This is a genomic window from Lutibacter sp. (assembly GCF_021647475.1).
GTDB lineage: Bacteria > Bacteroidota > Bacteroidia > Flavobacteriales > Flavobacteriaceae > Lutibacter.
This window is the reverse complement of record NZ_JAKIUR010000001.1, coordinates 114959-140525: the sequence shown is the minus strand read 5'-3', so window position 1 is coordinate 140525 and position 25567 is coordinate 114959. Positions and strand designations below refer to the sequence as shown.

General features: G+C 27.9%; 22 protein-coding genes. 10 read left to right on the top strand and 12 right to left on the bottom strand.

Annotated elements, in window-relative coordinates; translation table 11 throughout:
* Positions 1 to 7: 7 nt before the first annotated feature.
* Positions 8 to 907, bottom strand: a complete 900-nt coding sequence (locus L3J60_RS00685) for an outer membrane beta-barrel protein (protein ID WP_291973349.1) — start codon at positions 905 to 907, stop codon at positions 8 to 10.
* Positions 908 to 1041: 134 nt separating this feature from the next.
* The gene (locus tag L3J60_RS00680) at positions 1042 to 1374 is read right to left on the bottom strand and encodes an ArsC/Spx/MgsR family protein (protein WP_291973348.1); all 333 of its coding nucleotides are present in this window, start codon (positions 1372 to 1374) and stop codon (positions 1042 to 1044) included.
* Positions 1375 to 1556: 182 nt separating this feature from the next.
* On the opposite strand from L3J60_RS00680, the gene L3J60_RS00675 reads away from it, so the two are divergent.
* The 4 genes from L3J60_RS00675 to L3J60_RS00660 are packed head-to-tail and all read left to right on the top strand — an operon-like array spanning position 1557 to position 5425.
* Positions 1557 to 2576 (top strand): IS1595 family transposase, encoded by a 1020-nt coding sequence (locus L3J60_RS00675; RefSeq protein ID WP_291973346.1) that lies wholly within the window; start codon positions 1557 to 1559, stop codon positions 2574 to 2576.
* Positions 2546 to 2992, top strand: a complete 447-nt coding sequence (locus L3J60_RS00670) for a DinB family protein (RefSeq protein ID WP_291973394.1) — start codon at positions 2546 to 2548, stop codon at positions 2990 to 2992. The genes L3J60_RS00675 and L3J60_RS00670 overlap by 31 nt, the downstream gene beginning before the upstream one ends.
* Positions 2993 to 2994: 2 nt before the next feature.
* Entirely contained in the window at positions 2995 to 4233 is a 1239-nt protein-coding gene (locus tag L3J60_RS00665) for a sodium:proton antiporter (protein WP_291973344.1), read from the top strand.
* A 46-nt stretch (positions 4234 to 4279) separates the two neighbouring features.
* Entirely contained in the window at positions 4280 to 5425 is a 1146-nt protein-coding gene (locus L3J60_RS00660; RefSeq protein WP_291973342.1) for a cystathionine gamma-synthase, read from the top strand.
* Here L3J60_RS00660 and L3J60_RS00655 read toward each other — a convergent pair.
* From L3J60_RS00655 to L3J60_RS00645, 3 genes are all read right to left on the bottom strand, one after another.
* A complete protein-coding gene (locus tag L3J60_RS00655; RefSeq protein ID WP_291973340.1) occupies positions 5417 to 6160 on the bottom strand; it encodes a glutamate dehydrogenase in 744 nt (247 codons plus the stop codon). The genes L3J60_RS00660 and L3J60_RS00655 overlap by 9 nt on opposite strands.
* Before the next feature lie 118 nt (positions 6161 to 6278).
* Entirely contained in the window at positions 6279 to 7877 is a 1599-nt protein-coding gene (locus tag L3J60_RS00650) for an Ig-like domain-containing protein (RefSeq protein ID WP_291973339.1), read from the bottom strand.
* A gap of 71 nt (positions 7878 to 7948) precedes the next feature.
* Positions 7949 to 8635, bottom strand: a complete 687-nt coding sequence (locus tag L3J60_RS00645; protein ID WP_291973337.1) for a ComF family protein — start codon at positions 8633 to 8635, stop codon at positions 7949 to 7951.
* A gap of 180 nt (positions 8636 to 8815) precedes the next feature.
* Between L3J60_RS00645 and L3J60_RS00640 the strand changes: the two genes are divergently transcribed.
* Both L3J60_RS00640 and L3J60_RS00635 read left to right on the top strand, forming a co-directional pair.
* Positions 8816 to 9700, top strand: a complete 885-nt coding sequence (locus tag L3J60_RS00640) for a hypothetical protein (RefSeq protein WP_291973335.1) — start codon at positions 8816 to 8818, stop codon at positions 9698 to 9700.
* Between the two features lie 104 nt (positions 9701 to 9804).
* Positions 9805 to 11346, top strand: coding sequence for a glycine--tRNA ligase (locus L3J60_RS00635; RefSeq protein WP_291973333.1), 1542 nt, complete (start codon positions 9805 to 9807; stop codon positions 11344 to 11346).
* Positions 11347 to 11473: 127 nt separating this feature from the next.
* On the opposite strand, the gene L3J60_RS00630 is transcribed toward L3J60_RS00635, so the two are convergent.
* The 5 genes from L3J60_RS00630 to L3J60_RS00610 all read right to left on the bottom strand — a co-directional run bounded on the left by L3J60_RS00630 (position 11474) and on the right by L3J60_RS00610 (position 17453).
* A complete protein-coding gene (locus tag L3J60_RS00630) occupies positions 11474 to 12043 on the bottom strand; it encodes a hypothetical protein (RefSeq protein ID WP_291973332.1) in 570 nt (189 codons plus the stop codon).
* A 147-nt stretch (positions 12044 to 12190) separates the two neighbouring features.
* Positions 12191 to 12739, bottom strand: coding sequence for a DUF3575 domain-containing protein (locus L3J60_RS00625; RefSeq protein WP_291973330.1), 549 nt, complete (start codon positions 12737 to 12739; stop codon positions 12191 to 12193).
* A gap of 61 nt (positions 12740 to 12800) precedes the next feature.
* The gene (locus L3J60_RS00620; protein WP_291973328.1) at positions 12801 to 16181 is read right to left on the bottom strand and encodes a hypothetical protein; all 3381 of its coding nucleotides are present in this window, start codon (positions 16179 to 16181) and stop codon (positions 12801 to 12803) included.
* A gap of 32 nt (positions 16182 to 16213) precedes the next feature.
* A complete protein-coding gene (locus tag L3J60_RS00615; RefSeq protein ID WP_291973326.1) occupies positions 16214 to 16696 on the bottom strand; it encodes a methylated-DNA--[protein]-cysteine S-methyltransferase in 483 nt (160 codons plus the stop codon).
* Entirely contained in the window at positions 16686 to 17453 is a 768-nt protein-coding gene (locus L3J60_RS00610; protein ID WP_291973324.1) for a TatD family hydrolase, read from the bottom strand. The genes L3J60_RS00615 and L3J60_RS00610 overlap by 11 nt, the downstream gene beginning before the upstream one ends.
* 103 nt (positions 17454 to 17556) lie before the next feature.
* On the opposite strand from L3J60_RS00610, the gene L3J60_RS00605 reads away from it, so the two are divergent.
* Positions 17557 to 18279 (top strand): hypothetical protein, encoded by a 723-nt coding sequence (locus L3J60_RS00605; RefSeq protein WP_291973322.1) that lies wholly within the window; start codon positions 17557 to 17559, stop codon positions 18277 to 18279.
* A gap of 11 nt (positions 18280 to 18290) precedes the next feature.
* Here the strand turns inward: L3J60_RS00605 and L3J60_RS00600 are convergent, their stop codons facing one another.
* Both L3J60_RS00600 and L3J60_RS00595 read right to left on the bottom strand, forming a co-directional pair.
* A complete protein-coding gene (locus L3J60_RS00600) occupies positions 18291 to 19028 on the bottom strand; it encodes a hypothetical protein (protein ID WP_291973320.1) in 738 nt (245 codons plus the stop codon).
* A 10-nt stretch (positions 19029 to 19038) separates the two neighbouring features.
* Positions 19039 to 19614, bottom strand: coding sequence for a sigma-70 family RNA polymerase sigma factor (locus L3J60_RS00595; RefSeq protein WP_291973318.1), 576 nt, complete (start codon positions 19612 to 19614; stop codon positions 19039 to 19041).
* 116 nt (positions 19615 to 19730) lie between these two features.
* On the opposite strand from L3J60_RS00595, the gene L3J60_RS00590 reads away from it, so the two are divergent.
* The 3 genes from L3J60_RS00590 (at position 19731) to L3J60_RS00580 (ending at position 25563) form a co-directional block, all read left to right on the top strand.
* A complete protein-coding gene (locus tag L3J60_RS00590; RefSeq protein WP_291973316.1) occupies positions 19731 to 20756 on the top strand; it encodes a hypothetical protein in 1026 nt (341 codons plus the stop codon).
* 118 nt (positions 20757 to 20874) lie between these two features.
* Positions 20875 to 22863: a PKD domain-containing protein gene (locus tag L3J60_RS00585; protein ID WP_291973314.1), complete on the top strand. Its 1989-nt coding sequence runs from the start codon at positions 20875 to 20877 to the stop codon at positions 22861 to 22863.
* A 9-nt stretch (positions 22864 to 22872) separates the two neighbouring features.
* Positions 22873 to 25563 carry a CHAT domain-containing tetratricopeptide repeat protein gene (locus L3J60_RS00580; protein WP_291973312.1) on the top strand — a complete coding sequence of 897 codons (2691 nt, stop codon included), beginning with the start codon at positions 22873 to 22875 and terminating at the stop codon, positions 25561 to 25563.
* Positions 25564 to 25567: the final 4 nt, after the last annotated feature.

Here is a 25567-nt window from a genome sequence, read left to right as displayed (position 1 = left end):
AATTTAGTTAGTTTTTAGCTTCTTTTTTACTTCCAAAAGTATAAGTTATACCAAAGTTAATTCCGAATGAAGAATAAGGAACTGTTTCTGATAATGCTTTTGAAGGATCTGTATTTGAGGTACTTAAAGTATCTACATAAGTAATTTTTGTTGGAGCATAAATAGTTCCAAAAACTGGGTGTACCAATGGAGCATCACCTAAATTCCAAGTTTGTGATGGCATCGCTGGAGAACCAGCACCTAATGCATTTGCAGGAATTGCAGGAGTAGTAATTGTTAAAGATTTAAATTCAGAATAATCTCTAGTTACTTGAATTCCTAAGTATTCTAATTCAGCAAATAAATTTAAGTGATCAGAAATTTTGTACTTATATCCTAAAGCACCATTAAATCCAAGAGGAAGTCTTCCATGAAAATCTTGTTTACCAACTGATACAATTGGACCAAACGGCGTAGTTGTATTTTTAGTAAATTCTGCAACTGTTTTCCCTCCAATTTTAGTTAAAAGACCAAATCTTCCATAAATATTTTGAGTAAATTTATAAACTAAAGATGCTGTTAAACCATAAGCTCTTCCATATGCAATAGCATCAGTAACTTCTTTAAAAGTACCATCAGAATTTTGAACATAGGAATCTTTGTTTTGATCTGCACCATTTAAATAACCTACACCTAATTCTACTCCAAAAGTATCATCAAACATATAACCAGTTCTAATTTGGTAATTAGCTCCTTCTCCATAACTACCATAATGGTTAGTAGCTTTAGATTGATCTGCATTTAATGAGGTGCCCATAAGCACACCTGCACTTCCTATTGCGTAACCGCCCGTTGCAGATACATAAAACTGTGCACTTGCACTTGTTGCCATTGCTACAGCAACTAATAATAATAAGTATTTTTTCATTTTTTTATAAGTTAATTTTAATAACAGACTAAATTACCTTTATTTTAACGTTTTAAATAAAAAATATATTTATTTATTTTTTAAAAACGGTTTTTAATTATTAATCAGTAAACAGGAATATTATTTGTGAAAATCTAAAAAATGCTAACATTTTTTTGCGTATTTCCTACAAAAATAGCTGTTCCATTAATTACAACGGGGCGTTTTAAAAAAGTGTATTCTTCTAAAATGAGCTGTGCGAAATCGTTTTCGCTTAATTTCTGATTTTTTAGATCCATTTGTTTGTATTTTTTGGCTCTTCTGCTAAATAAAACTTCGTAGCTTTTGGTTAAATTATGTAATTCTTCTAGCTGTTTAACCGTTATTGGCTCGGTTTTAATTTCTTGTAAAATGTAATCACTTGTATCCATGTTTTTTAAAATTCTTCTACAAGTATCACAAGTTTTTAAGTAATATATTTTTTTCATAAGTTTAAATTTTGTGAACTGTAAATTTAAAAGGTTATTAATTAAATTTTGAATACTTTTATAAAAAAATCAGAAACATGGATAAACAATTTGAAATTTTACAACAAACCAGAAAGTTAATTTTAAAGGTTATGTTGCGAAATGATGTAGATTTTACTATCTTTATATAAATTTAGAGTATTATGGATTTACAATTAATGATTGAGGAATTAGCAGATCAAGATAAGAAAGATCTTCTAGTTATTTTAAAGAGGGAATTAGGAGAAACGCCACAATTAGCCAAAGTCCGTTCAACCATTAACGAGAATCAAAAAGTCCTTTGCCCTCATTGTCATACAGAGGATATATACGGGCATGGTATTTATAAAGGTCGGAAAAGATATAAGTGCAAACAATGTGGCAAGACATTTAATGATTTTACAGGCACAGCGATATCTGGAATAAAAAAAATCGATAAATTTCAAGAATATCTTGAACTTACATTAGAGAGTGTATCTATAAGGAAAGCCGCTAAAAGATTAAGCGTCAGTACTAATACAATTTTTGATTGGCGTCATAAAATTTTAGCTTCATTATCGATGGTTAACGGTAATTCTTTTGATGGAATAGTTGAATGTGATGACAAACAATTCAAGATAAATGAAAAAGGAAGTCGTAAATTAGATAGAGAAGCATATAAAAGACCTAGCGATAGGAAAACCAAAAGAGGGATTAGCAATGATAAATTATCGGTTATGGTTGCTACAGACAGAAAAGGAAATCCTTTAATGAAGATTGCAAAAATGGGAAGAATAGATTCAGATAGTGTTGAAAAAACCATTGGTTCGTTTATAAGTCCTAATAACATCCTGTGTTCTGATTCCCATCCGTCAATAATTTTATGGGCAAAGAATAAAGAATTAGAGCATCATACTTTTGTAGCCTCTAAACAACATGTAAAAAACCAGTGTTATCATGTGCAACATGTGAACTCGCTTGACAATCGTTATGAAAGATGGATTAAACCTTTTTACGGAGTCGCTACAAAATATCTTTCGCAATATTTAAATTGGTTTGTTTTTCTTCAGAAGATTAAAAAATCATCAGAACCTATAAAAGAATTTGCAAAGATCATAATGATAAACATTAAAACCATAAACCAATATAGGAATATTGGAAAAGAATATGAGAAATTGAATATTCCACATTATTTAAGAACATAACCATTTTAAATAATATTGAAAGTATATCTTTGGAAAAAATAACTAAAATTCCTAACGGATTTAAAAATAACATTGCATGGAATATTGCTCATTTAGTGGTAACCCAACAACTATTATGTTATAAATTAGCAGGATTACCTTGTTTAATTTCTGATGAAATAATTGAGAAATATCAAAAAGGAACGGCTCCGTTACAACCAATTTCTGAAGAAGAGTTTAATACCATAAAAAAGCTGTTTTTAGAATTGCCTAAAAAGTTAAAAGAAGATTATAATAATAAATTATTTCAAAAATATTATCCATATGAAACTAGTGTAAATATTACATTGAATTCTATAGAAGATGGTATTGAATTTAATACTTATCATGAAGGAATTCATTTAGGAATTATTTTACAGCTTTTAAAATTTATATAGCGATGAGTTTATATTTAGTTGCTACTATTTTAATTGTATTATCTGCATTGTTTGGCTATATAAATGTTCGGTTTTTAAAATTACCAAACACTATTGGTTTAATGTTAATCACCATTATTTTTACATTGTTGGTTTTAGCAACAAGTCTGTTTAATAATACTTTATTAGAGCACGAAAAAATGTTAATTGCTCAAATTGATTTTAAGACAGTTTTACTAGATGTAATGCTTAGCTTTTTATTATTTGCAGGTGCTTTACACACCAATTTTCAACAATTAAAAGTGCAACGTAAACCTATAATAGCATTTGCTACTTTTAGTACTTTAATTTCAACATTGCTAGTTGGAATAATTACCTTCTACGTGTTTAAATTAATAAATTTAGATATAGATTTTATTTACTGCTTGTTATTTGGGGCGTTAATATCTCCAACCGATCCAATAGCCGTTTTAGGAATTTTAAAGCAGGTAGGAGCTCCAAAAAATTTAGAAACCAAAATAGTAGGAGAATCATTATTTAATGATGGAATTGGCGTAGTCATTTTTTTAACGATTTATAAAATAGCCAGTGGCGGTAGCAATATTACCTTTAGTCATGTAGCAGAAATGTTTTTGTTTGAAGTAGTTGGAGGAATTGCTTTTGGTTTACTTTTAGGATGGCTAACGTTTAAATTATTAAAATCTATTGATGATTATGATGTTGAAGTAATTATAACTATTGCAACCGTTATGGGAGGAACTTTAATAGCTCAAAAATTTCATTTATCTGCACCTTTAGCGATGGTTACTGCAGGTTTGTTTGTGGGTAATGATACCGTTCGTGAAACCTCGATGAGTAAAACCACAGAGCAATATGTAGATAAATTTTGGGAACTAACCGATGTGCTTTTAAATACCATACTATTTGTAATGATTGGCATGGAAATTTTAGTACTTACTTTTAATAAATCTTATATTTTAGCTGGTTTAATTAGTATTCCAATACTATTATTAGCTCGTTATATCTCTTTAATGTATCCTATTAAGATTTTTGCTAAAAAATTAGATTTTGTTCCAAACACCAACTTAATTATGACTTGGGGTGGTTTGCGAGGTGGAATTTCAATTGCCTTAGCATTAAGTTTAACATCAGAAATGCATCGCGATTTATTTTTGGTAATTACTTATATTGTGGTGGTTTTCTCCATAATTATTCAAGGATTAACGGTTGGTAAATTAATTAAAAAAATTACTAGAGAATAAGTACATTTGTCATCCAATTAATAGGTGAATTTAAAACTAAACGAAGATGAAATTTAATACAAAAACCATCCACGGAAATCAACAACACGACCCAGCAACGGGAGCTGTGATGCCTCCAATATACCAAACATCAACCTACGCTCAAACTTCTCCTGGAGATCATAAAGGATACGAATATTCTCGTACTGCAAACCCTACTAGAACTGCTTTGGAAAATGCTTTTGCAAGTATTGAAAATGGTAAGTTTGGTTTAGCATTTGGTTCAGGTTTAGCAGCAATTGATACGGTTTTAAAGTTGTTAAAACCTGGTGATGAAGTAGTTTCAACTAATGATTTATATGGAGGTTCTTACAGAATATTCACTAAAATATTTGAAAACTTTGGAATTAAATTTCGTTTTATTGGCATGGAAAATGCTACCAATATTGATTCATTTATAACTAAAAACACAAAACTTATTTGGGTAGAAACGCCAACCAATCCAATGATGAATATTATTGATATTGAAGCAGTTTCTAAAATCGCAAAAAAACATAATGTACTTTTAGCTGTAGATAATACTTTTGCAACACCTTATTTGCAACAACCTTTAAATTTAGGAGCAGATATTGTTATGCATTCCGCAACAAAATATTTAGGCGGCCATTCTGATGTGGTAATGGGTGCTTTGATAGTAAACGATAAAGAATTAGCAGATAAATTGTACTTTATTCAAAATTCATGTGGAGCGGTTTGTGGGCCAATGGATAGTTTTTTAGTATTACGAGGGATAAAAACATTACACGTTCGCATGCAACGTCATTGTGAAAACGGAAAAGTTGTAGCAGAATTTTTGGACAATCATCCTAAAATCGAAAAAGTATATTGGCCAGGATTTGAAAGTCATCCAAATCATAAAATTGCCAAAAAACAAATGAACGATTTTGGAGGCATGGTTTCTTTTGTAACTGAAGGAAATGATATAAAAGATGCTTTTAAAATTGTTGAAAATCTTAAAATATTTACACTAGCTGAATCTTTAGGAGGCGTAGAATCACTTTGTGGTCATCCTGCAAGTATGACGCACGCTTCCATTCCTAAAGAAGAACGTGAAAAAACAGGCGTAGTAGATGGTTTAATTAGATTAAGTGTTGGTATTGAAGATAAAGAAGATCTAATAAATGATTTAGAACAGGCACTTCAATTAATTTAAATAGTAAACGTAACCTACGTGAACCCAAAGTAGCCAATCATTATATTTATTAGCTGGATCTTGTTTGGCGTTTAGACCATCAATGTAATTAGAGAAAAAATATTGCCAACGAGCTTCAATTAGAACGTCAGAATATTCTCCTAATTTATGTCTAGTACCTATTCCAAGGGTAGCTGACATGGTGAAATTTGCGTTAACATTAATTGCACCCGGCACTTGCCATTTTTCATAAATTACTGAAATATCTTGAGTCCAATCGCCTAAATCTGATTTTAAACCAGGTTTATAATAATCTACCATAGCACCTGCACTAATATAAGGAGACCATTTTAAATCAGGGATTCTTCTTGAACCAAAATCGATTATATCTACAAAATGAAATTCAAGTTGAGCTCCAAAATTAATAATTCGTGATGTGCCATGCATGGCACGTAGTTTTTCTCCCCAAATAGAATTTTCTTGAGCCCAAGTACTAAAATGGTCTAATTTAGCGGACATATAAGATAATTCAGCTCTAATTCTAAAATGTTCATTGAAATAATTAGTACGTTGATTCCATCTATATCTATAATCACTAAAATTATAATAGTAAATTAAACCAATTCCCATACCAACATTACCTCCTACATTTGCCTTAAAATTATAGCGTTGACCATAATCGGTAGTAAAAGATGCAGCACCAGTAATAAACCCAATTTCATGGCTGGCATGGTCTTGAGCAAAGCTAGTTAACATAAAAAAGCATGTTAAAAAAGGGGTTATAATTTTTAGCAAGTTATTCAAATTTGAGGTCATTAATTGGTTCAAATGTAATAAATTCTTTTTAATCTAGTAATAATTAACTAATTGAATTTTATTTTAGTATAAATATTTCATTTAAATCCCAGTTAGCTCTTAATTTAAGATTCTTATCAAAATACTGTACTTTCTCTGGATATTTTCTTTTCAAAAAATTACCAGTATCCCAAATTCCATTGTTATTACTATCAAAAATTGCTCTAACTAAATAGGTTTTAGGAGGTAAAAGCTTAAAGTTTAATACTCCCGATTTTGATATATATTTAGTAGAAATTAATACGTTTTTATCTGTTAGTAATTGAATAATTATGGGAGAATTTACATTTGAAATGGTCAAATTTATGTTTCCATAACTATCTATATTTTTAGTTGAAAATTTATAGTTTAACGTGTCATTTGTGTTTTCAAAAACATCTTGAATAGCTTTAGGCAATAAATTAACGGTATATTTTTTATTAAATTTTTTCTCAAAGTTTAAGTAAAGTTTTGTTTTGCTCTTATTTAAAATTGGAGTGTATTTAATAATTAAGGAATCAGATAAAAGTTTAATTTTTGAAGTATCAATAGCTATTATTGGAATGTTAGATTTTATTGCAAAAGTATCACGTAAATCTAAAATAGCTTTGGTAATATTTGAGATTCTTAAAGTATCTTTTTTAGAAGTTCTTAGTCTTACGGTAAAAGTATCTATATATTTTTCATTACTAACTTTAAATTGTAATGAATCTACGTTAATATCAGAAAACCAATAGTTTAAAGTATCTTTATTTTTTTCAAAATACGTTACTTTTCTAAAAGTGTCTGGCGTTGAATTTAACAATTCAATTTTTAAATTTTTAGGAACTCCTTCGTAACCAAATATCAAATGTCCTTTAGTAACCTCTTTTGGTTTTATTATTTTAAAAAGAGGTATTTCTTTAAATAAGGAAATTTTATAAGAACTGTCGGTTGGAATAGTAATACTATCTTTATAAAAACCTATTTTATCTTGTCTTGGATGATAAATGTAACTTTTGGAGGGTTGTTTTAAAGCTACTAGTAAATATTTGCCAGCTTTAATATTTTCAATTTCAAAATTAGCTGTGGTGTCTATAGTGCTAGTTACGTATGTTGGCTTTTGTTTGAAAATTATAGAATCATTAAACGCTTCATTTATTTCGTATAATTCCACTGTAATGTCTTCATCTGTTTTCTGGTTAAAAGCATCATAAACGCTTCCCGAAACTGTTAAAGAATCAATATAACTACCTGTAGAAACTACATATTTAAAACGTTCTAATTTGTTTCCTTCATTATTATCAACTATGCTATTCCCAAAATTAAAAGTATAAGTAGTGTTGGGTTTTAGCGTGTCCAAAATTTTAAGACTTATAAATTTGCTTGCGGTACCAACAGGTGTAATGATAGGCGCATTTTTTAGTGGAGGCGAAATCACTAATTGTTTATTTACATCTTTTAGTTTTATATATTCATCAAATGAAATTTTAATTTTTTTCGCCTTAAAATTAATACTTTTATTAGCAGGAATGGCATGTACTAAAAGTGGTGGAATACTATCTTTTTTACCACCAGTAGGTCTTCCTCTTTTGGCACAATTAGAAAATGAAAATCCTAATAAAATCACTAAAAAGAAAGAATAATATTTTAATTTCATTGAAAATTAGATTTAATGCAAAATAACAATTTATTTGTTTAATCTAATAAAAAAGATGAGGCTTACTTTTCTTACTTGGTAAAAGCCATACAGGCAATACTGATTTTGATTTTGGTTGATTTTTTAAAAGCATTGCAACAAGCTTCTAGCGTAGCACCGGTGGTAATAACATCGTCAATTAATAATATATGTTTATAATTTGTTTTAGCAGGTTCTGGAACATGAAAAAGTTCTTGAACATTTTTCCACCTATCTAACCTAATCTTTTTAGTTTGAGTTTTGGTATAGGAAACACGCACTAAAATATTTTCTTTAAAAGGAATGTTTAGTTTCTTTGATAAACTCTCACCAAAGGTAGTAACTTGGTTATATCCGCGTTTGGCTAGTTTATTTTTATGTAGAGGGACAGGAATTATATAATCAATATTTTGAAACCTTTTGCTTTCAAGCATTTCTTCGCCAAGCCAAAATCCAACAAAAGCACCTACTTGTTGCTGATTTTTATATTTTAAATTATGAATTAGCTTTTGAACGGTTCCTTGTTTATAAAAGTAAAATAAAGCCGTTCCGTTTTGTATAGGATATTTACCATAAAATGATTTTTCTACCAAATTATTTGGCTCAAAGCTAAAGTTGGTTAAAGGTAAATCGTGCCTACATGTTACACAAAGAACGTCTTCATTTGATGCTAATATAGCATTACAAGACAAACAAACTTTTGGGAAAAAGACATCAAAAACATTTCTTAAAAAATTCATAGCAAAACTTTTTATAAAAATACTATTTTTTAAATAACTGTTAAAATTAAAATAAATAGAGTTTTAAAGTAAATATTTTTGTAATTTTATAATTCGCCTAAAGAAACTCCAAATTTTTTATTTAAAGTATAATTTAAAGTAATAAATTGCGTTACTAAATTATAACTAAAAGTATTTATAATGGAAGACAAAAAAAACAATAACAAACTAATTATCATAGTATTGGCAATTCTCTTAGCTGGGGTAATAGGTTACACAATTTACAGTAACTATGAACATAAAAAATTGACCAATGTTATTAAAGATGAAAAAGTTGAAATTGAACAAAATTTAGATAGTATGATTGTGAAATATGAAGATGCTATTTCTCAAAAAACGTCTATGTCAAATGAACTTTCTTTAGAAAGAGATAGAATTATTGGATTACGAGATTCTATAAAAAATTTAAAAATAACAGATTATCGTTTACTAAGAAAATATCGCAGACAAATTGCCAATTTGCAAAAAACAAATCAGCGTTTATTCTTTTTAAATGATTCATTAACAGGGATGAATTCCTTATTAAAAACAAATTTAGATAGTGCTAATGTTAAAATATCAACTCAATTAGCTTTGAATGATACCTTATCATTACAAAATTTAAATTTATCAGAAAAAGTTGCAATAGCTTCTGTTTTAAAGGTGAAAACTGCTAAAATGTTAGCGATGAGAACTCGTAATAATGGTAAATTAGTAGAAACTTCAAGAGCAAGAAATACAGATGCATTTAGAATTAATTTTACCATTGATAAAAATGAAATTACTGACCAAGGAGAAAGAAATGTTTATATACAAATAATAAATGCTAAAGGAAAAGCAATTGCCGCAAAAGGCTCTTTAACTTTAGCTGACGGAACCACCACTATTGATTATAGCGATAAAACTATTGTAAATTATTTAAATGAAACAGTAGATGTAATCTCGTTAGTTGAAGTAGATAGAGCTACTATAAGTCGTGGATCTTATATGGCAAATATTTTTATAAACGATAAATTTGCTGGAGAAACCAAAATTATATTAAAGTAAAAAAGGAAACTCCAATTTATATTTAATGTTAATTGAGTGGAAATAGTTTAGGCTATTTCCACTTTTTTATTTTGTAGATGTAAAACCTTTACTATTTTTGCACCATGGCAAAACAAGAAGATCAATTTAAAAAAGTAGTTTCACACGCAAAAGAATACGGATTTGTATTTCAATCTAGTGAAATTTATGATGGCTTAGGTGCTGTTTATGATTACGCACAAAATGGTGTTGAATTAAAGAAAAATATTAGAGAATATTGGTGGAAAGCAATGGTGCAATTGAATGAAAACATTGTAGGTATTGATTCTGCAATATTTATGCATCCAACTGTTTGGAAAGCTTCTGGTCATGTGGATGCTTTTAATGACCCGCTAATTGATAATAAAGATTCTAAAAAACGCTATAGAGCCGATGTTTTAATTGAAGATTATGTAGCTAAATTAGATGCTAAAATTGAAAAAGAAGTTAAAAAAGCAGCAAAACGTTTTGGAGACTCTTTTAATAAAAATGAATTTATAACCACTAACGCAAGAGTTATTAGCTATAAAGAAAAAGGAGAAGCCATATTAAAACGAATGGGGAAATCTTTAGAAAATGAAGATTTAGCCGATGTAAAAGCATTAATTGAAGAATTGGAAATAGTTTGTCCTGTTTCTGGCTCAAAAAACTGGACAGATGTTAAGCAATTTAATTTAATGTTTGGCACAAAATTGGGCGCTTCAGCAGATTCTGCAATGGATTTATATTTGCGTCCTGAAACTGCACAAGGAATTTTTGTAAACTTTTTAAATGTGCAAAAAACAGGAAGAATGAAAATCCCTTTTGGAATTGCACAAACCGGAAAAGCCTTTAGAAACGAAATAGTTGCTCGTCAATTTATATTTAGAATGCGAGAATTTGAACAAATGGAAATGCAATTTTTTGTACGTCCTGGTACACAAAAAGAATGGTATGAAAAATGGAAAGAAACTCGTTTAAAATGGCATTTATCATTAGGTATGGGCGAAGAAAACTATCGTTTTCATAATCACGATAAACTAGCACATTATGCCGATGCTGCCGCAGATATAGAATTTAAATTTCCTTTTGGATTTAAAGAATTAGAAGGAATTCATTCCAGAACCGATTTTGATTTATCAAGTCACGAAAAATTCTCAGGTAAAAAAATCAAATATTTTGATACAGAATTAAACGAACATTATACCCCTTACGTTGTAGAAACTTCAATTGGATTAGATCGTATGTTTTTGGCAGTTTTTTCAAATGCATTACAAGAAGAAACATTAGAAAATGGAACTACAAGAACCGTTTTAAAATTACCTTCAGTTTTAGCACCTGTAAAAGCAGCAATTTTACCTTTAGTTAAAAAGGATGGATTACCAGAAATAGCTAAAAATATTGTGAGCAATTTAAAATGGGAGTTTAATGTAGCTTATGATGAAAAAGATGCCGTTGGTAGAAGATATAGAAGACAAGATGCAGTAGGAACTCCATTTTGTATTACCGTTGATCATGACACGTTAAAAGATAATACGGTTACCATTAGATATAGAGATTCTATGGAACAAAAACGTGTTAAAATTGAAGAATTACAAAGCGTTATTAAAAAGGAAATTTCTCATAAAAAGTGGCTAATGAGAATGTAGCTTATTAAGAATTTTAAACAATCTCTATAAAAAGTATTACATTGATTAAAATCTGATTAATAAAATTTTAGAGTTTTTAACTTTGCTCAAAAAAACATAAAGGTTGCTTTTAGGCAACCTTTTATATTTAAAATCGTTTACCTATTGAAATACCTGTTTGTACAAAAATATTAGGTTTAGAATAAGGAATATTTTTATTAAATGAATAAACCTTTTTGGCTAACCCAACATTAACATTAATAAAAAAATTGCATTTGGTTACAAACTTATAGCCTACTCCGGCTCCTAAATATAAAGAATTTTGTTCTACAGAATATTGGTAAACATGATTATTATAAACAAAAGCATCTCCATTACTATATCTTCCAAAAAATTCTATGTAAAAACCTTGTGTATGTTTTTCTGAAAAAAAGTGCTTATAATTCATGTTTACAGAAAAATTATCATGAAAATTATCTACACCAAAAATACTCTCACCTTTATTAGTGTGAGCTAATGTTAGCCCAATACTATTAGAATTATTTAATAAATAGCTGTAAGAAATTTCAAGTTTATTAATTGTAACTAACTCAAATAGCTCTAACGAAATTTCATGTTTTGGCTCTTTTTCTTTTTCAATTTTTTTTACTTCTTGTGCATTTATGTTTGATACAAATAATACACATACAACCCAAAAGGTTATTTTAATTATTTTCATAGTCATTATAAAATTTGATTAATAATGACCAAATGTAATTTAAGAATGAATTGAAAATCTATAAGAGAAAGTTAAATAAGGTTAAACTTTCCTTAAATAAAAAACGATTAACATAAATTATGTTAATCGTAAAATAAAATATAAGTTTTAAAATCTGTAACCTATAGAAATACCTCCACGCCCAACAACTTCAGTATCATTATTATTTAACAAATCTCTACCAATTCCAAGATAAATTTCAGCAACAAAACCTCTTTTAGATACAAATTTTGAACCAGCAGAAATTCCAACGGCAAAATCTGTGTATTTTTCATTAACATATGAATCGTATGGAGCAGAATTACTATAATAATTTTCTTCTTCCCCAGAATGAAGCATGGTAAATACCTCTACAAAGAAACCACTTGCATATTTATTAGAAAAAAAATGGCGATAATAAGGAGTTATTGAAAAAGTTCTGTATTCATCAAGACTATTAGAATCTGAATTGCTATCTAGGTTAAATAAAACATTAACACCTATAGAGGATTCTTCATTAAGAATTGCTTCATAGCCAACATCCAAAAACTTAAAGGCAATTAAATTAGACATATTAATTTTTAGTTCATTTTTAGCTAAGGAATTAGTTTTATTTTGTTGGGCAAACAATGATACACTGCTAATAAATAATAGTACAATTAGGTTAATTTTTTTCATAGATTAAATTTAAATTAAAAAGTAAAGATAATTACAAAGATTAAACCAAACTAACATAATATTAAAAAATAGCTTTTAACTGTATTGATCCTGTATGAATGGTGTTTGATGTTTCACTTTTTCTTCCCAAATAGTTAATATTTAAATGTAAATATGAATTTATTTTTCTATGGAATAGAAAGCTCCAAGTATAATTTTTCCCTACCTGAAAACCTTCTAGCATTTGATATCCAACAGGTGAGTTTGCATTTCCCTTAAATTTATTGTTAAACAAATTCAAGGTTATTTTTAATGAATTTTTTGTATTGTTGGCACTGTTAAATTCAAATCCAAATTTATTCAATTGTAAAGCTTCTAAATTTTGAATTAAATTTTCTTTGTTTTTATATTCATAAAACATTGAAAAATAAACGTTTCGATTGTAATAATAAGATAATTTTGGAGCAAAGGAATAGTTTTTTAACTTAAAATTCCGATTACTATAATTAAGAGAGTTTGTTGTATTTTTACTTTGATTTCCACTAATATAAAATAGCCAAAATTTCCCCACTTTATGTTCAAAGGTTAACTGTTGGATTTGTAAATTATTGCTTAAATTATCAATGGTAGTAGTGCTAACATTTTTTGATTTTTGATAACTATAACTGGTGGTAAAGTGTTTTTTTCCTCGATTAAAATAAATACTATTGGTAAAATGATAATTTAAAGCCAACACATTAGGATTGCTTATGTCAAATGGGTTTAAATTGAATTTTTTAGGTTGTTTTAACTGTTTGTTATCCACCAAAATATAGGTCTGATTATTAAAATGAGAAAGTGTTTTTTTAAATCCTTTTTTTGAACTCCACTGCTGGGCGTTTATCCTAATAGTTTGCGTAAATTTATTTTGATGTGTTGCAATATAATTTATGGTAGGTAAAATAATTCGTAAATATTCTGCTTGGTCAGGAAATTGTGCAATTTCAAATTCATTTAACTCTTTAATACCGTTGTTGTTATAATCAATCCAAGTGTAATAACCTTGTCCGGGTTCTGTTTTTAAATAACTATAATCTTGTTGAGGTAAGGTGCCAGAAAGTGTTTGATAAACAGTACTAAAATTTAAAAATTGATGAAATAATTGTTGTTGATACACCAACTTTGAGTTAAGTGATTCTTCATCTTTAAAATTAGTATTTTTTACCGTTCTATAATTTATATAAGTCGATAAATTTGCAGTTTTAGATTTTATAAAATTCGATTTTAAATAGTATGTTTTGGAATTATTAACTCGTTCAAATTTATTATTTTGAATACTATCAGTAACTCTAAATTTTGCTCCTATTTGAGTAAATATTTTGGTAGAATCTCCTATTCCAAAAAAGCCTTCATATTCATTAAATTTATGACTGTTATTTTCTTTTAATTGGGTTAATACTGATGTTTGTTCATTGTTTTCACCAGAAAATTGTGTCCCAAACCAGCTTTTTCCTAAAGTATAAGTCGCGGTTAAATGATATCTTGAAAAAGTTCCTTTTCTGATTTCTGAAGCGTTCTCTAAAATGCTTCCATCAAAATTAACAGCGAAGTTCTTTTGAGTAATATTTCCAAACAAATGATGTTTATTTCCTGTAAATGAATTACCTAGTAGTAGGTTTTCAAATTTATAGGTAATGCTACTATTTTGTTGATTATTTAATTGTAATCCTGTGGTAATTAATTGCTGCTTTCCTGTTAAATTCACAATATTCCAATCTCTATTAAATTCAATATTTTGAATACGTTGAATACTCTTAAAATGTGCATCAATATAATCTAAACCCAGTTGGCTTTTTAACTCCCATTTTTTAGAATAGATTATCTGGTTCCAATTAAATTGAGTAGCAAATCCGTTATTATTTTCATCATCAATAGTTGAAAATAAATTGGCATCATTTATACTAAAAGCGGCTTCAGCCTGAATTGAAGTTTTAACAGAAGGCTGGTAATTTGCTTTAAAAACGGCAACTTGTAATTTGTTTGGAGCAGTTAGTTTTATAATTGGATTATAATTTCCCAAATTTGCACCAATATATTCATAAACTTTACCAATGGCAATAACTTCCTTTAATTTATAATTTCCCAAATTTGCACCAACAAAAGAAAAAGAAACATGATACAAAATATCATTTTCATTGGTGGAATATTCAAAAATTTCAGATGTGCCTAAAGGTGTTTTTTTATATAAAATTTTATTATCAGAATACGTGTCAATATAAGCAGAAGGACTTGCCATTTTGGTTAAATCATTTCCGGCATTGGCTAAAATTTGTTTTTGAGCATCGGTTAAATCTTGTTCTAAAGGTTGATTTTTAACATCATTTTCATTATAAAAATAACTACTTACCACCAATTTTTCACTCTTAAATTTAATGTTATTATAAGTGATAAATCGAGTGAAAACGCGATCGTTAAATTGAAATTCTGCTGATATTCTCATATTGGCAGTAATAGGAAAAGTAGTGTTAAAAGTTAGTTCGGCATTGTTATAATCAATAGTGTAATCGTTATTTTCTCCACGTTTTAAAAGCTGTCCGTTAATATAAATATTTTCGGTTCCAGATAAAATTAAAATATAGGAATTATTGTTTAAGTCATTAAGTTTATATGGGCCTTGATTCCCTTCTTCACCCACAAATTCAACTTTTTTATATTTTCCTCGAACCACTGCTCCTGAAGTTTCAATGTTTATTTCGGAATGTTTATTTTTTATGATTGCATTTACGGCTAATCCTGAAACTTTTTTATTGAAATTTAAATATTTGGTTTCGCTGTTATTCAAATAAATATCACCTGCAGTAATTTTCCAGTTTTTACTAAATAGCTCGATAAAAACTCTATCAAATTCATTTAATTTATAAGTATTTCCGTTTTCCTGAATAGGAATATTAGTGTCAATTATTGAGCCTTTTAAGGTAACTTTATCTGAAATTTTTCCAGCAATTTGCAAATCTAAACTTGAATTAACAACTCCATTTTGATTATTTCCAATGGTTAATCCTCGTGTGATATTTCCAACGGCATTTAAACCTTCAAATGGTTTGTTGATTTTTTTAGACTTATTTGTGGTTAAGCTATATAAATTTTGAGAAGTGTTGTTAGTAACAATTAATTTTTTATCAAAAAGTTGGTATTTCTTGGTTAAAAATTTGGGATAAGGTTTGTATTGAATTTTAATAGAATCCAATTTATTTTGAGCCCTATTATTAAAAATTAGTTGTGCTTTTGAAAAATCAATTGAATATTCTGAAGGATTAATTAAGGAATCATTTTTAAAAACTTTAAAATCAAAAGAGCTGATACTTACCGAATCAATTTTAATGGTATCATTTTTTACCAAGAAAGATTTTAATTTGGTTGCTGGACTTTGAGCGTGCAAAACAACCGTCAAAAAAAATAAGACTAAAAAAAATCCTTTCTTCATAGGTAATTTAACGATTTAAAATTCGTTTTAGTTTAAAATAGTGTTTGTTGTTTTGCAGGACTTTCATGAGCTAACAACCATTTTTTACGCCATAATCCACCTGCATAACCTGTTAATGAACCATCACTTCCAATAATTCTATGGCACGGAATTACAATCCAAATAGGATTTTTACCGTTTGCAGAAGCTACCGCTCTAATAGCTTTTACATTACCTAGTTTTTTAGTTTGCTCTAAATACGTTCGTGTTTTACCGTAAGGAATATTTAGTAACTCAGACCATACTTTTTTTTGAAAATCAGTTCCTTTTGGATTTAACTTTAATGTAAATTCTGTGCGTTTGCCTTTAAAATATTCATCTAATTGTTGTACGCAATCCGTTAAAAATTCAGATATATTTTTTGTGGTTTCAATTTCATCATCAATAACTGTAATGCTTGAAATTCCAAGGTCATTACCTATAATTTTGGCAGTTCCAATAGGTGTTTTATAATATGTAGTTTGATTAGATTCCAAAAATATTTTTTGAGTTTTGAGTGGTTATGTTAGCAATTTCTTCTTGTGAAATATTATAAATTTCAGCTAATTTTTCTACAACTTTAATTATGTAACTACTCTCATTTCTTTTTCCTCTAAAAGGTGTTGGAGCTAAATATGGTGCATCGGTTTCTAATACAATATTTTTAATAGGAATTTGGTTCAAAAACTGGTCAATTTTACCATTTTTAAAGGTAACAACTCCACCAATTCCTAATTTCATATCATACGATATTGCTTTATTTGCTTGCTCTAATGTTCCGGTAAAACAATGAAAAATTCCGAACAAATCTTCATCATTTTCTTTTTCTAAAATTTCAAAAACTTCATTAAAAGCGTCTCTGCAATGGATTATTATAGGTAATTTTTTTTCTTTCGCCCATTTAATTTGAGTTTTAAAAGCAAACTGTTGTTGTTTTAAAAATGATTTATCCCAATATAAATCGATGCCAATTTCACCAATTCCATAAAAATTACGTTCAATCAAAGTGTTTTGTACAAAAGCTAATTCTTCTTCAAAATTTTCTTTAACTGAAGTCGGATGCAAACCAGTCATTAAGTAAGTATTCTTTGGAAATTCCTTTTCAAGATTAAGCATATTTTGATAGTACGATGAGTCTATGGCAGGAATAAAAAACCGAGTAACACCAGCTTTTATAGCACGCTGAATCATTTCATTTCTGTCTTCATCAAACTGTTCACTATATAAATGGGTGTGTGTATCTGTAATTATCATAGCGTAAAAGTAATTAAAAACTTGTAAACCTTTTTATTGAAATTTTTGTCACTGACATCCATTTTATGGCTACTTTAGTTTATGGTTAAACCTCTGTAGATTGATGAAAATAAAATATATAATAATAGTACTTATGTTGCTTGTTTTTAAGTATTCCAATGCTCAAGAATGGAAGACGCTAAAAGCTTATCAAATTGAAACTGGGAATCCTATTTTAATAAATGGTTGCTGGTTAAAGAAAGACCGAAAAAAACAAACTGAAGTTTGGAATAAAGCCAATGTTTTTAATATATCTGTAACAAATGGAAATTTAAAATATAGAACTATTAGTCAAATTAGAGATTTTTATTATTGGTTTGATGCTGAAAGAAAAAAGAAAGGTCATGAAATAAAAAGCATTGGAATTGCATCTATTGCCGCCAATCAATTATCAAAAATGGATAATTTTTTAATTCGTTTTTTTATTGTTAGAAATAAAGAAATTGTATTATTTGCGAACAATGGTTCACAAAAAGTATTTGAATTTGCATTTCCATTGCTAAAGGAGGTTTACTTTTCTAAAGAAATTATAAAGGGAGAAAAAGCGAAACTCTGGGATTTAACTTATGGCGAAATTGAGCAATGTAAAATCCTTCAACCGTTGTACCATAAACTAACTTTTAAAGCTATTCACAGATTAGAAAAAATGGCAAAAGGGAAAGGTATTTTTAACTTAGAGGTGCCAAATGAATTAAAATATGAAGGTAAAATTGATAATTGCCAAACACGATTTGAGCACGGAAAAAATAAATTGTTACCCTATTATTTAAAGAAAAATAGCAATTAGAATTTAGTGTTTTACTTTAATTTATTCAATAATTTTTTAGCTTGTCCAAATTTATCAGCACTTTTAGGAATCGTTTTTAAAACTTCTTTACACTTTTTAAACTCTTTTTGTTTTAAATAATTTAATGCTTTATACCAAGTTGCTGTAGTTGCAAAAGCTGAATTTCCTTCACTAATTTTATTAAAAATAGTTTCTGCATTTGTATAATTCCCTAATTCAAGGTTAGAAATCCCTTGGTATAATTTAATTTCAGTATCGTTTGGATAGGTATTAGATAAAATGGTTAATTGTTGTAATGCTTCTTTATAATTTTTTGAATTGAATGCGTTTTCAGCTTTAACAACAGTGCCATTATTTTCACCTCTAACAACTATTTCTAAAGCGTTATGATTGGAAAAATCACTATAAACAGGCTTTCCGTTTTTAAATATAAATAAACTAACCAATAATGCAATACTAGCAGCTATCATTAAACTTTTATAATTAAATAATGAAATTACTTTTTGTTTTTTTGATTTGTTGTGTTTAATAAACTGAGATCCTAAATTATTTAAGGTTTTTTTAAGTGCTATTTCAGATTCTTCATTTTCAAACTTAGATTTTAATGAAGTATTTAAATTTTTATAAATTTCAAATTCTTGTTTAAAATCAGTATCCTTTTCTAATTTTTTTTCAAAAGATTGAAGTTCGGTATTAGAAAGTTTATTCGTTAAGTAATTTTCAAATAATATGTATCTATCTTCTTTCATTTTAATAATACTATTTTAACTGATGATATTCTCTCGAATTTTTCACAAGTAGGGTTAATTTTTTCATACATTCTGATTTCTTTTTGCGAGCATATCCATAAGTAACGCCTAAAATTTTTGCAACTTTTTCCATGGATTTAATTTTAAAGGATGTTTTTAATAATTCTTGACATTTTTTACCTAATTCTTTAAATTTTAATTCAAAAAGCTGATGTTGCAGTTCAAAAATTTCAGTTTCTTCAACTTGTTGTTCTTGCTCTTCAGTAATAGATATGTCATCATCTAAAATTGTTACCCTAGTATTCCCTCTTTTTTTTAATTCATTTAACCATTTACGTTTACATAACAAATAAAAATAAGCATCAAACGGACAAGTAAGTATAAAGTTTTTCTCTTTTGCTTGATGATATATGGTAACCAACACTTCTTGAATAATATCTTGTGCATCATCTGAATTTCCACTGTTTTTTCTAACATAAGAAACAATTTTATAAGAATACTTCTCATAAATTTTAGAAAGCACCCTACTGTCGTTTTTTAATAAGGCCTCAATATATAAGTGATCTTTATGCGGTTTTTGTTTCATTTTTTTAGCTACAGATAGCTAATTTAATTTTTTTTAAAGAAAAAGAGGTAACAAAATAAAATTTAGTTGATATGTAAATGTAAAACGAAATTAAAAACAATTAAATTTTAATAATTATGAAAAACAAAAAACAAAATTTCACAAACTTTAATAAAAGGAAAGTTGTGAGCAGTATTTTAAAAAATGTGGTAGGCATATCATTATTAGTATTTGTTACTAGCTGTAATCCAAAAGAAGATATACAGCCACCGTTGCCAGATGGAGCAGCACTTAATCAAAGGTTTGATGACAACAGAGCCAATGCAGTACAAGAATTTACTATTGATGCCTCAACAGGTGGTGTTATTACAGGAACACAAGGAACTAAAGTAACATTTCAGCCAAATTCTTTCGGATTAAATGGAACACCAGTAACAGGAAATGTAACCGTAAAATTAATTGAGATTTATGATAAAGCTTCCATGCTTTTGAAAAATAAGTCAACCTTAGGAATGAGAGCTAACGGAGACAAAGAAGTATTAAAATCAGCAGGAGAATTTTTTATAAATGCCGAACAAGACACAAATAATTTAGAATTATTAGAAATGGCTTCAGTGGAAAGCAGACCTATTGATTTTGCAGATTTAGATGGCGGAATGCAAATTTTTAGAGGAGATGATGATACAAATGGAAATTGGATTGAAACTGATGAGGATAATGATGGGGAAAATGATAATGCTCAAATTAAAGATGGAGGAGGTGCAAATGGCGAATTTGCAACTTACAACTATGATATTGGTGATTTTGGTTGGACTAATCTTGACAGATGGTACAACTTTACAGGACCTAAAACTCAACTTTATATTGATGTGCCAAATGAATTTAACCAAGAGAATTGTGCAGTGTATTTATCATACGATGGAGAGCCAACAGCTTTAGCAAGAATGGATGTTTGGGATACAGCACTTGAAATGTTTACTGAACATTATGGAATGATTCCAATAGGACAACAAGTTCACATTATTATGGTTGCAGAAATAAACGGACAACTAAATTATGCAATACAAGGAACAACAATTGTTGATGGTCATATAGAAGTTATTTCAAGTTTAACTCCAATAACACAACCAGCTTTAGAAGCTTTAATTAACGGACTGCCATAGTATCCCCACAAATTGTAGTAAATAAGTAAAATCTCCCTTGGCTTAATTGCAAGGGAGATTATCTCATTAAAAAAATTAATTAAAATGCTTTCTTTATATTTGTTTAAATCTACTAACTATGAAAAATTATTTTATACTCTTTTTTTTATTATTTCAAACGTGTTTTTACGCACAAGAAATTGAAAATGATACAATTAATAGGTCTGCAACTATTAATTATACGGTGGATGAGAATAAAGTTTTTTTTAATCCGCAAACACCTCAGTTAAATCAAATTGCTGGAGCACCTAAAGCATTTTACACCTATTATTGGGAGTTTGGTGATGGAAATTATAGTTTTGAAAAGGAACCAAAGCATGTTTATAAAAATAAAGGAAATTACAAAGTACAACTTTCAGTAACTAATAATTATGATGATGGTAAACCACCTACTACACGTCCAAAAGAGGTAACTGTAAATGAAGAAAAGTTTGCTATTTCAGAAAATGAAAATCATTATTTATTAGCAGCACATAATGGTTTTAGATTGCAAATAAATAGAGATCCAAAACCAGATGAAGAAATACAATTAGTTTTAAGTTATGGCAATTCAAAAGAATATATAACTAATGGAAAAATTTATCTATTTTTTAATGAAAAAAAATATAAAGCCAAAAATTTTGATTTAGTAGCTGTTAGATTGTACCATAATGAAAGTGAAGTTTTTTCAAAAACAGTTGCAGATAACAATAAATATATTTCAAAAGATGAATTTATAAAAAGCACAGGTATTACTACTTTTATTGATAAGAACTTAATTGGAAATGATACTTTAAAGCAAAATTTTCCACAAACATTAAAGGATGCAGAAGCATATTATCAAGATGTTAAAATTTATGATGTTGATAATTTAGATGCCAATGAAACACGCAATATGTTTTTTAGTTTTAAAACTACACCCGAAATGCTAAAAGATACCAGTGCCGTAATTTCAATCAGAAGTATTTATGTCCCTGAACGCAGTGGCGATTCACATAAAGTAATTACTAAAGAAATGGAAATTGTAACCTCACACGATCCAAATAAAATGGCAGTTTATGATACTCGGTTAAATTATAGATTGGTTCGTTTTAAACGATTAAAATACAAAGTTCAATTCCAAAATAATGGCGAAGGACCTGCCAGATTAATTAAATTAAATGTTGATATTCCTGAAATGTTAGATAAATCAACGTTAAAGGTACTCGATATGTATCCTAAATGTCCAATTTGTCCAGATACAGAAGTCCGATATAGTTGTTTAGATACAATTATTAGTAAAGATAAAATTTCATTTCAATTTAAAAACATCTATCTTCCAGGAACAGCCCAAAAAGGAGTGCACGATAAAGATTCTACCAAAGGATTTGTAAAATATTCTTTAAAATTTGGAAAAGATTTTCATAAAAAGAAATCAAAAAGTAAAACCGAAATAATTTTTGATAAAAACGAACCCATAATTACAAATACGTCAACGTCTCGGTTTTCTCCAGGAATTTCGATTGGAGTAAAATCGGGTTATAATAGTTATTTAAATGTAAAAAACTCTAAAAGTTATTTTGTTGGAGCCACTATTTCTCCCTATAAATCATATAAAAAATATTTACAAGCAGAGTTAATGATTTCTACTCATAAATTTGCAGATTTTAAAAATGCCAGTGAAATTATTGGGCCAATTGACACTCAGGCAGGTATAATTGATAGTGCCATACGGTTTGATGATATAACTTCAAAAATTACCGAATTAAATATTGATGTTGTTCCTGTTTCTTTTCGTTATAATTTGAATGGCATTTTTGGTTTGGGAGTTGGACCTCAACTTTCATTTGATATTTCTAATAAATCAAACAATACTATAAATTCGAGTTATTTCACCTATTATAAAAATACTGTAGGAGATCCAATTGATACACTCAATGAAACCAGAACATTTGAAAATAAATCTTCATTTAAAGATATTAAATACGGTATTTTTGGTGATATTACTATTGGAGCCGCTAGAATTGGGCCAAGCATTGGCATACGTTATATCTATAATTTTAATGAACCTCATTCCCAACTTCATTTTTATGCCATTTGGAAAATATAAAAGATGCTTATGTTAACTAAAATTAATGTAGTTATTTTTATATTTTTTTCAGCACTAGCGGTTGCTCAAAAATCAGATATTAATTTTGAGGATAAAGTTAAATCATTAAGGCAACAAGATAATTACTCAGAATATATTTATGTGTATTTAGACGAGTTTGCTAAAAATCCTTCAGTAGAAAAATTATCTATTTTTAAAAAAATAACCTCTAAATTATGGCGTAAACCTATCCATAAAAAAGAATTTACGGCTCAACTTTATTTATATATTAATTATGCTTTTTATTTAAAACAATTTGGCTTTATAAATCAATCTATTATTCAATATGAAAAAGCATATGCCATATACAAAAGTAAAAGAATACTAAATTATAATATTATTGAATTTTGCCTAAAACCTTTGGCAAATAATTATACAAGATTAGGCGATGTTGACAGAGCTGAAGATATCTTAAAAATTACTATAGAAAAAGCTCAAAAGGAAAATAACACTGCTCAAATAATAGCAGGATATTCTAATTTAGCGATAGTTTATAGAACAAAAGGAGCTTATAAATCAGCCATAAACTACTTAAATTTAGCCTTAGATTTAAGTGTTAAAAAACCAATTAAATCTAGGTTATATTCCGATTTAGCAATTGATTATTTCTTTTTAAACGAAGTTGAAAAAGCTAAAGAAAACAGTTTATTGTCAAATAAATTGAATATTAAAAGAAACCTTTCAGTTTCAACAAGAAATGCCATTACATTAGGAAATTGTTTTATAACACAAAAAGAGTTTGACAAAGCTTTAATTGAATTTGACAAAGCGTTAAAAACCGCTAAAATTGCATTTGGAAAAAATGACAGAGAAGTTGCTAAAATTTACAACCGAAAGGCTGAGGTTTATACAATACAAAAGCAGTTTGAAAAAGCATTAAGGTTTTATCAAAAATCTTTACAAACATTGTTGCCAAAATACAATCCTAAAACTGTATTTGAAAATCCATTAACCTTATATTTTTATCCAGAAAACACCTTAAAAGAATCTTTAGATGGAAGAGCAAATGCACTTATTCAAACAAATAATTATAAAAATGCATTAAAAAATTTTGATTTAGCCTTTAATGTTGAAGATAAATTGAGAACATCATATTTAAGTCAAAATTCAAAATTAATACAGCAGCAAGGAAATAGAAACAGAAGTGAAAGTTGTATAGATTTGTGCTTTAAATTATATCAGCAAACTAGTAATAATGTTTGGCTTGAAAGAGGTTTTCAGTATGCAGAGCAATCTAAATCTTTAGTGTTGTTAGAAGCAAAAGAAGCTACTTTTTTAAAGTCACCCTTTAAAAATGACAGTTTGTTTATTCTTGAAAAAAAATTAGCTTTTAAAAGTGCTCAATTAAATAAAAGTATAATAATTGAAACCTTAAAAGAAGAAAAAGCTTCCGTAGCATTATTAGTAAATTTAACAAAACAACGAAATAAAATTTCGAATAAAATACAGCTATTAAAACAACAAATTAAATTAAAATATCCACAAATACTACTTCAAAAAGATAGTTTAATAACCGTAAAAAAAGTTAGAAAAAAACTATTAAAAAATAATGAATTGTTAGTTGAATTTTTTGATGGGAAAAGCAATATTTATGTTTTTTCAATTTCAAAAAGTAATCCAATTAGCATTAATAAAATTATTAAAACAAAAAAGGTTAATGAACAAATTTCGGAATTTATAAATTTATTTGCAGATGCTAGAGGAACTGCTTTACAAAATAATGTTCAAAAATATACCGAATTAGGTTTTAAATTATACAAAAATCTATTTAACACTAAGCTCCATAAAAATACAATTATAATACCCGATGACTTATTCTCATTTATTCCGTTTGATGCACTAATTACTAAAAAAACTTCAATATTCAATTTTGAAAAATTACCATATTTACTTCATAAAACTGTAATTAGTTACGCATTTTCTGCTTCAATTTTAATGCATGAGAATACAATTATTCAAAATAATAAAAATAATTTTATAGGATTTTTTCCTGTTTTTAAAAATAATCACCGAAATTTATCTGAACTTAGTTATACAATACAGGAAGCTAAAAGTATAAAAAACTATGAAGCTGGTCAGTTTTTATTTAATTCGAACGCTTCAAAAGAAGCATTTGAAAAGCAAGCCAAAAAATATTCAATAATTCATTTATCAACACATGCAACTGCAGGTAATTACTACACGCCACCAGCTATTGAATTTTATGATAAAACTTTATATTTACCCGAAATTTACGGATATAATTTACAAACAGATTTACTGGTGTTAAGTGCCTGTGAAACAGGATTAGGAACGTTAAGAAAAGGAGAAGGAGCTATGAGTTTAGCACGTGGATTTTCGTATGCAGGAGTTAAAAATTTACTAGTTTCACTTTGGAAAGTAAACGATAAATCTACCGAAAAATTAATGGCAGGGTTTTATAAAGAATATAATAAAACAGCCAATAAAGCCATTGCATTACACAATTCTAAACTAGATTACTTAAATGATAAAACTATTTCAGCTAGTAAAAAATCGCCTTACTATTGGGCAAGTTTTGTGTATATTGGTGAATCTAATTTAATAACTAATGCTAATGATTATTTAGGATGGATAGTTATTTTAGTATTTGTTTTATTTGCTAGTTATTTGTTAGTAAAAAGACTAGTTTTGAATTCTTAAATTT

What these genes read in the sequence shown, in the direction of transcription:
- L3J60_RS00585 (WP_291973314.1), top strand. Translation starts at nt 20,875, where the DNA reads ATGAAAAATTATTTTATACTCTTTTTTTTATTATTTCAAACGTGTTTT.
- L3J60_RS00610 (WP_291973324.1), bottom strand. Translation starts at nt 17,453, where the DNA reads ATGATAATTACAGATACACACACCCATTTATATAGTGAACAGTTTGAT.
- L3J60_RS00640 (WP_291973335.1), top strand. Translation starts at nt 8,816, where the DNA reads ATGGAAGACAAAAAAAACAATAACAAACTAATTATCATAGTATTGGCA.
- L3J60_RS00680 (WP_291973348.1), bottom strand. Translation starts at nt 1,374, where the DNA reads ATGAAAAAAATATATTACTTAAAAACTTGTGATACTTGTAGAAGAATT.
- L3J60_RS00660 (WP_291973342.1), top strand. Translation starts at nt 4,280, where the DNA reads ATGAAATTTAATACAAAAACCATCCACGGAAATCAACAACACGACCCA.
- L3J60_RS00675 (WP_291973346.1), top strand. Translation starts at nt 1,557, where the DNA reads ATGGATTTACAATTAATGATTGAGGAATTAGCAGATCAAGATAAGAAA.
- L3J60_RS00665 (WP_291973344.1), top strand. Translation starts at nt 2,995, where the DNA reads ATGAGTTTATATTTAGTTGCTACTATTTTAATTGTATTATCTGCATTG.
- L3J60_RS00645 (WP_291973337.1), bottom strand. Translation starts at nt 8,635, where the DNA reads ATGAATTTTTTAAGAAATGTTTTTGATGTCTTTTTCCCAAAAGTTTGT.
- L3J60_RS00635 (WP_291973333.1), top strand. Translation starts at nt 9,805, where the DNA reads ATGGCAAAACAAGAAGATCAATTTAAAAAAGTAGTTTCACACGCAAAA.
- L3J60_RS00605 (WP_291973322.1), top strand. Translation starts at nt 17,557, where the DNA reads ATGAAAATAAAATATATAATAATAGTACTTATGTTGCTTGTTTTTAAG.
- L3J60_RS00685 (WP_291973349.1), bottom strand. Translation starts at nt 907, where the DNA reads ATGAAAAAATACTTATTATTATTAGTTGCTGTAGCAATGGCAACAAGT.
- L3J60_RS00600 (WP_291973320.1), bottom strand. Translation starts at nt 19,028, where the DNA reads ATGAAAGAAGATAGATACATATTATTTGAAAATTACTTAACGAATAAA.
- L3J60_RS00595 (WP_291973318.1), bottom strand. Translation starts at nt 19,614, where the DNA reads ATGAAACAAAAACCGCATAAAGATCACTTATATATTGAGGCCTTATTA.
- L3J60_RS00630 (WP_291973332.1), bottom strand. Translation starts at nt 12,043, where the DNA reads ATGAAAATAATTAAAATAACCTTTTGGGTTGTATGTGTATTATTTGTA.
- L3J60_RS00650 (WP_291973339.1), bottom strand. Translation starts at nt 7,877, where the DNA reads ATGAAATTAAAATATTATTCTTTCTTTTTAGTGATTTTATTAGGATTT.
- L3J60_RS00625 (WP_291973330.1), bottom strand. Translation starts at nt 12,739, where the DNA reads ATGAAAAAAATTAACCTAATTGTACTATTATTTATTAGCAGTGTATCA.
- L3J60_RS00580 (WP_291973312.1), top strand. Translation starts at nt 22,873, where the DNA reads ATGTTAACTAAAATTAATGTAGTTATTTTTATATTTTTTTCAGCACTA.
- L3J60_RS00655 (WP_291973340.1), bottom strand. Translation starts at nt 6,160, where the DNA reads ATGTTAACTAGCTTTGCTCAAGACCATGCCAGCCATGAAATTGGGTTT.
- L3J60_RS00590 (WP_291973316.1), top strand. Translation starts at nt 19,731, where the DNA reads ATGAAAAACAAAAAACAAAATTTCACAAACTTTAATAAAAGGAAAGTT.
- L3J60_RS00620 (WP_291973328.1), bottom strand. Translation starts at nt 16,181, where the DNA reads ATGAAGAAAGGATTTTTTTTAGTCTTATTTTTTTTGACGGTTGTTTTG.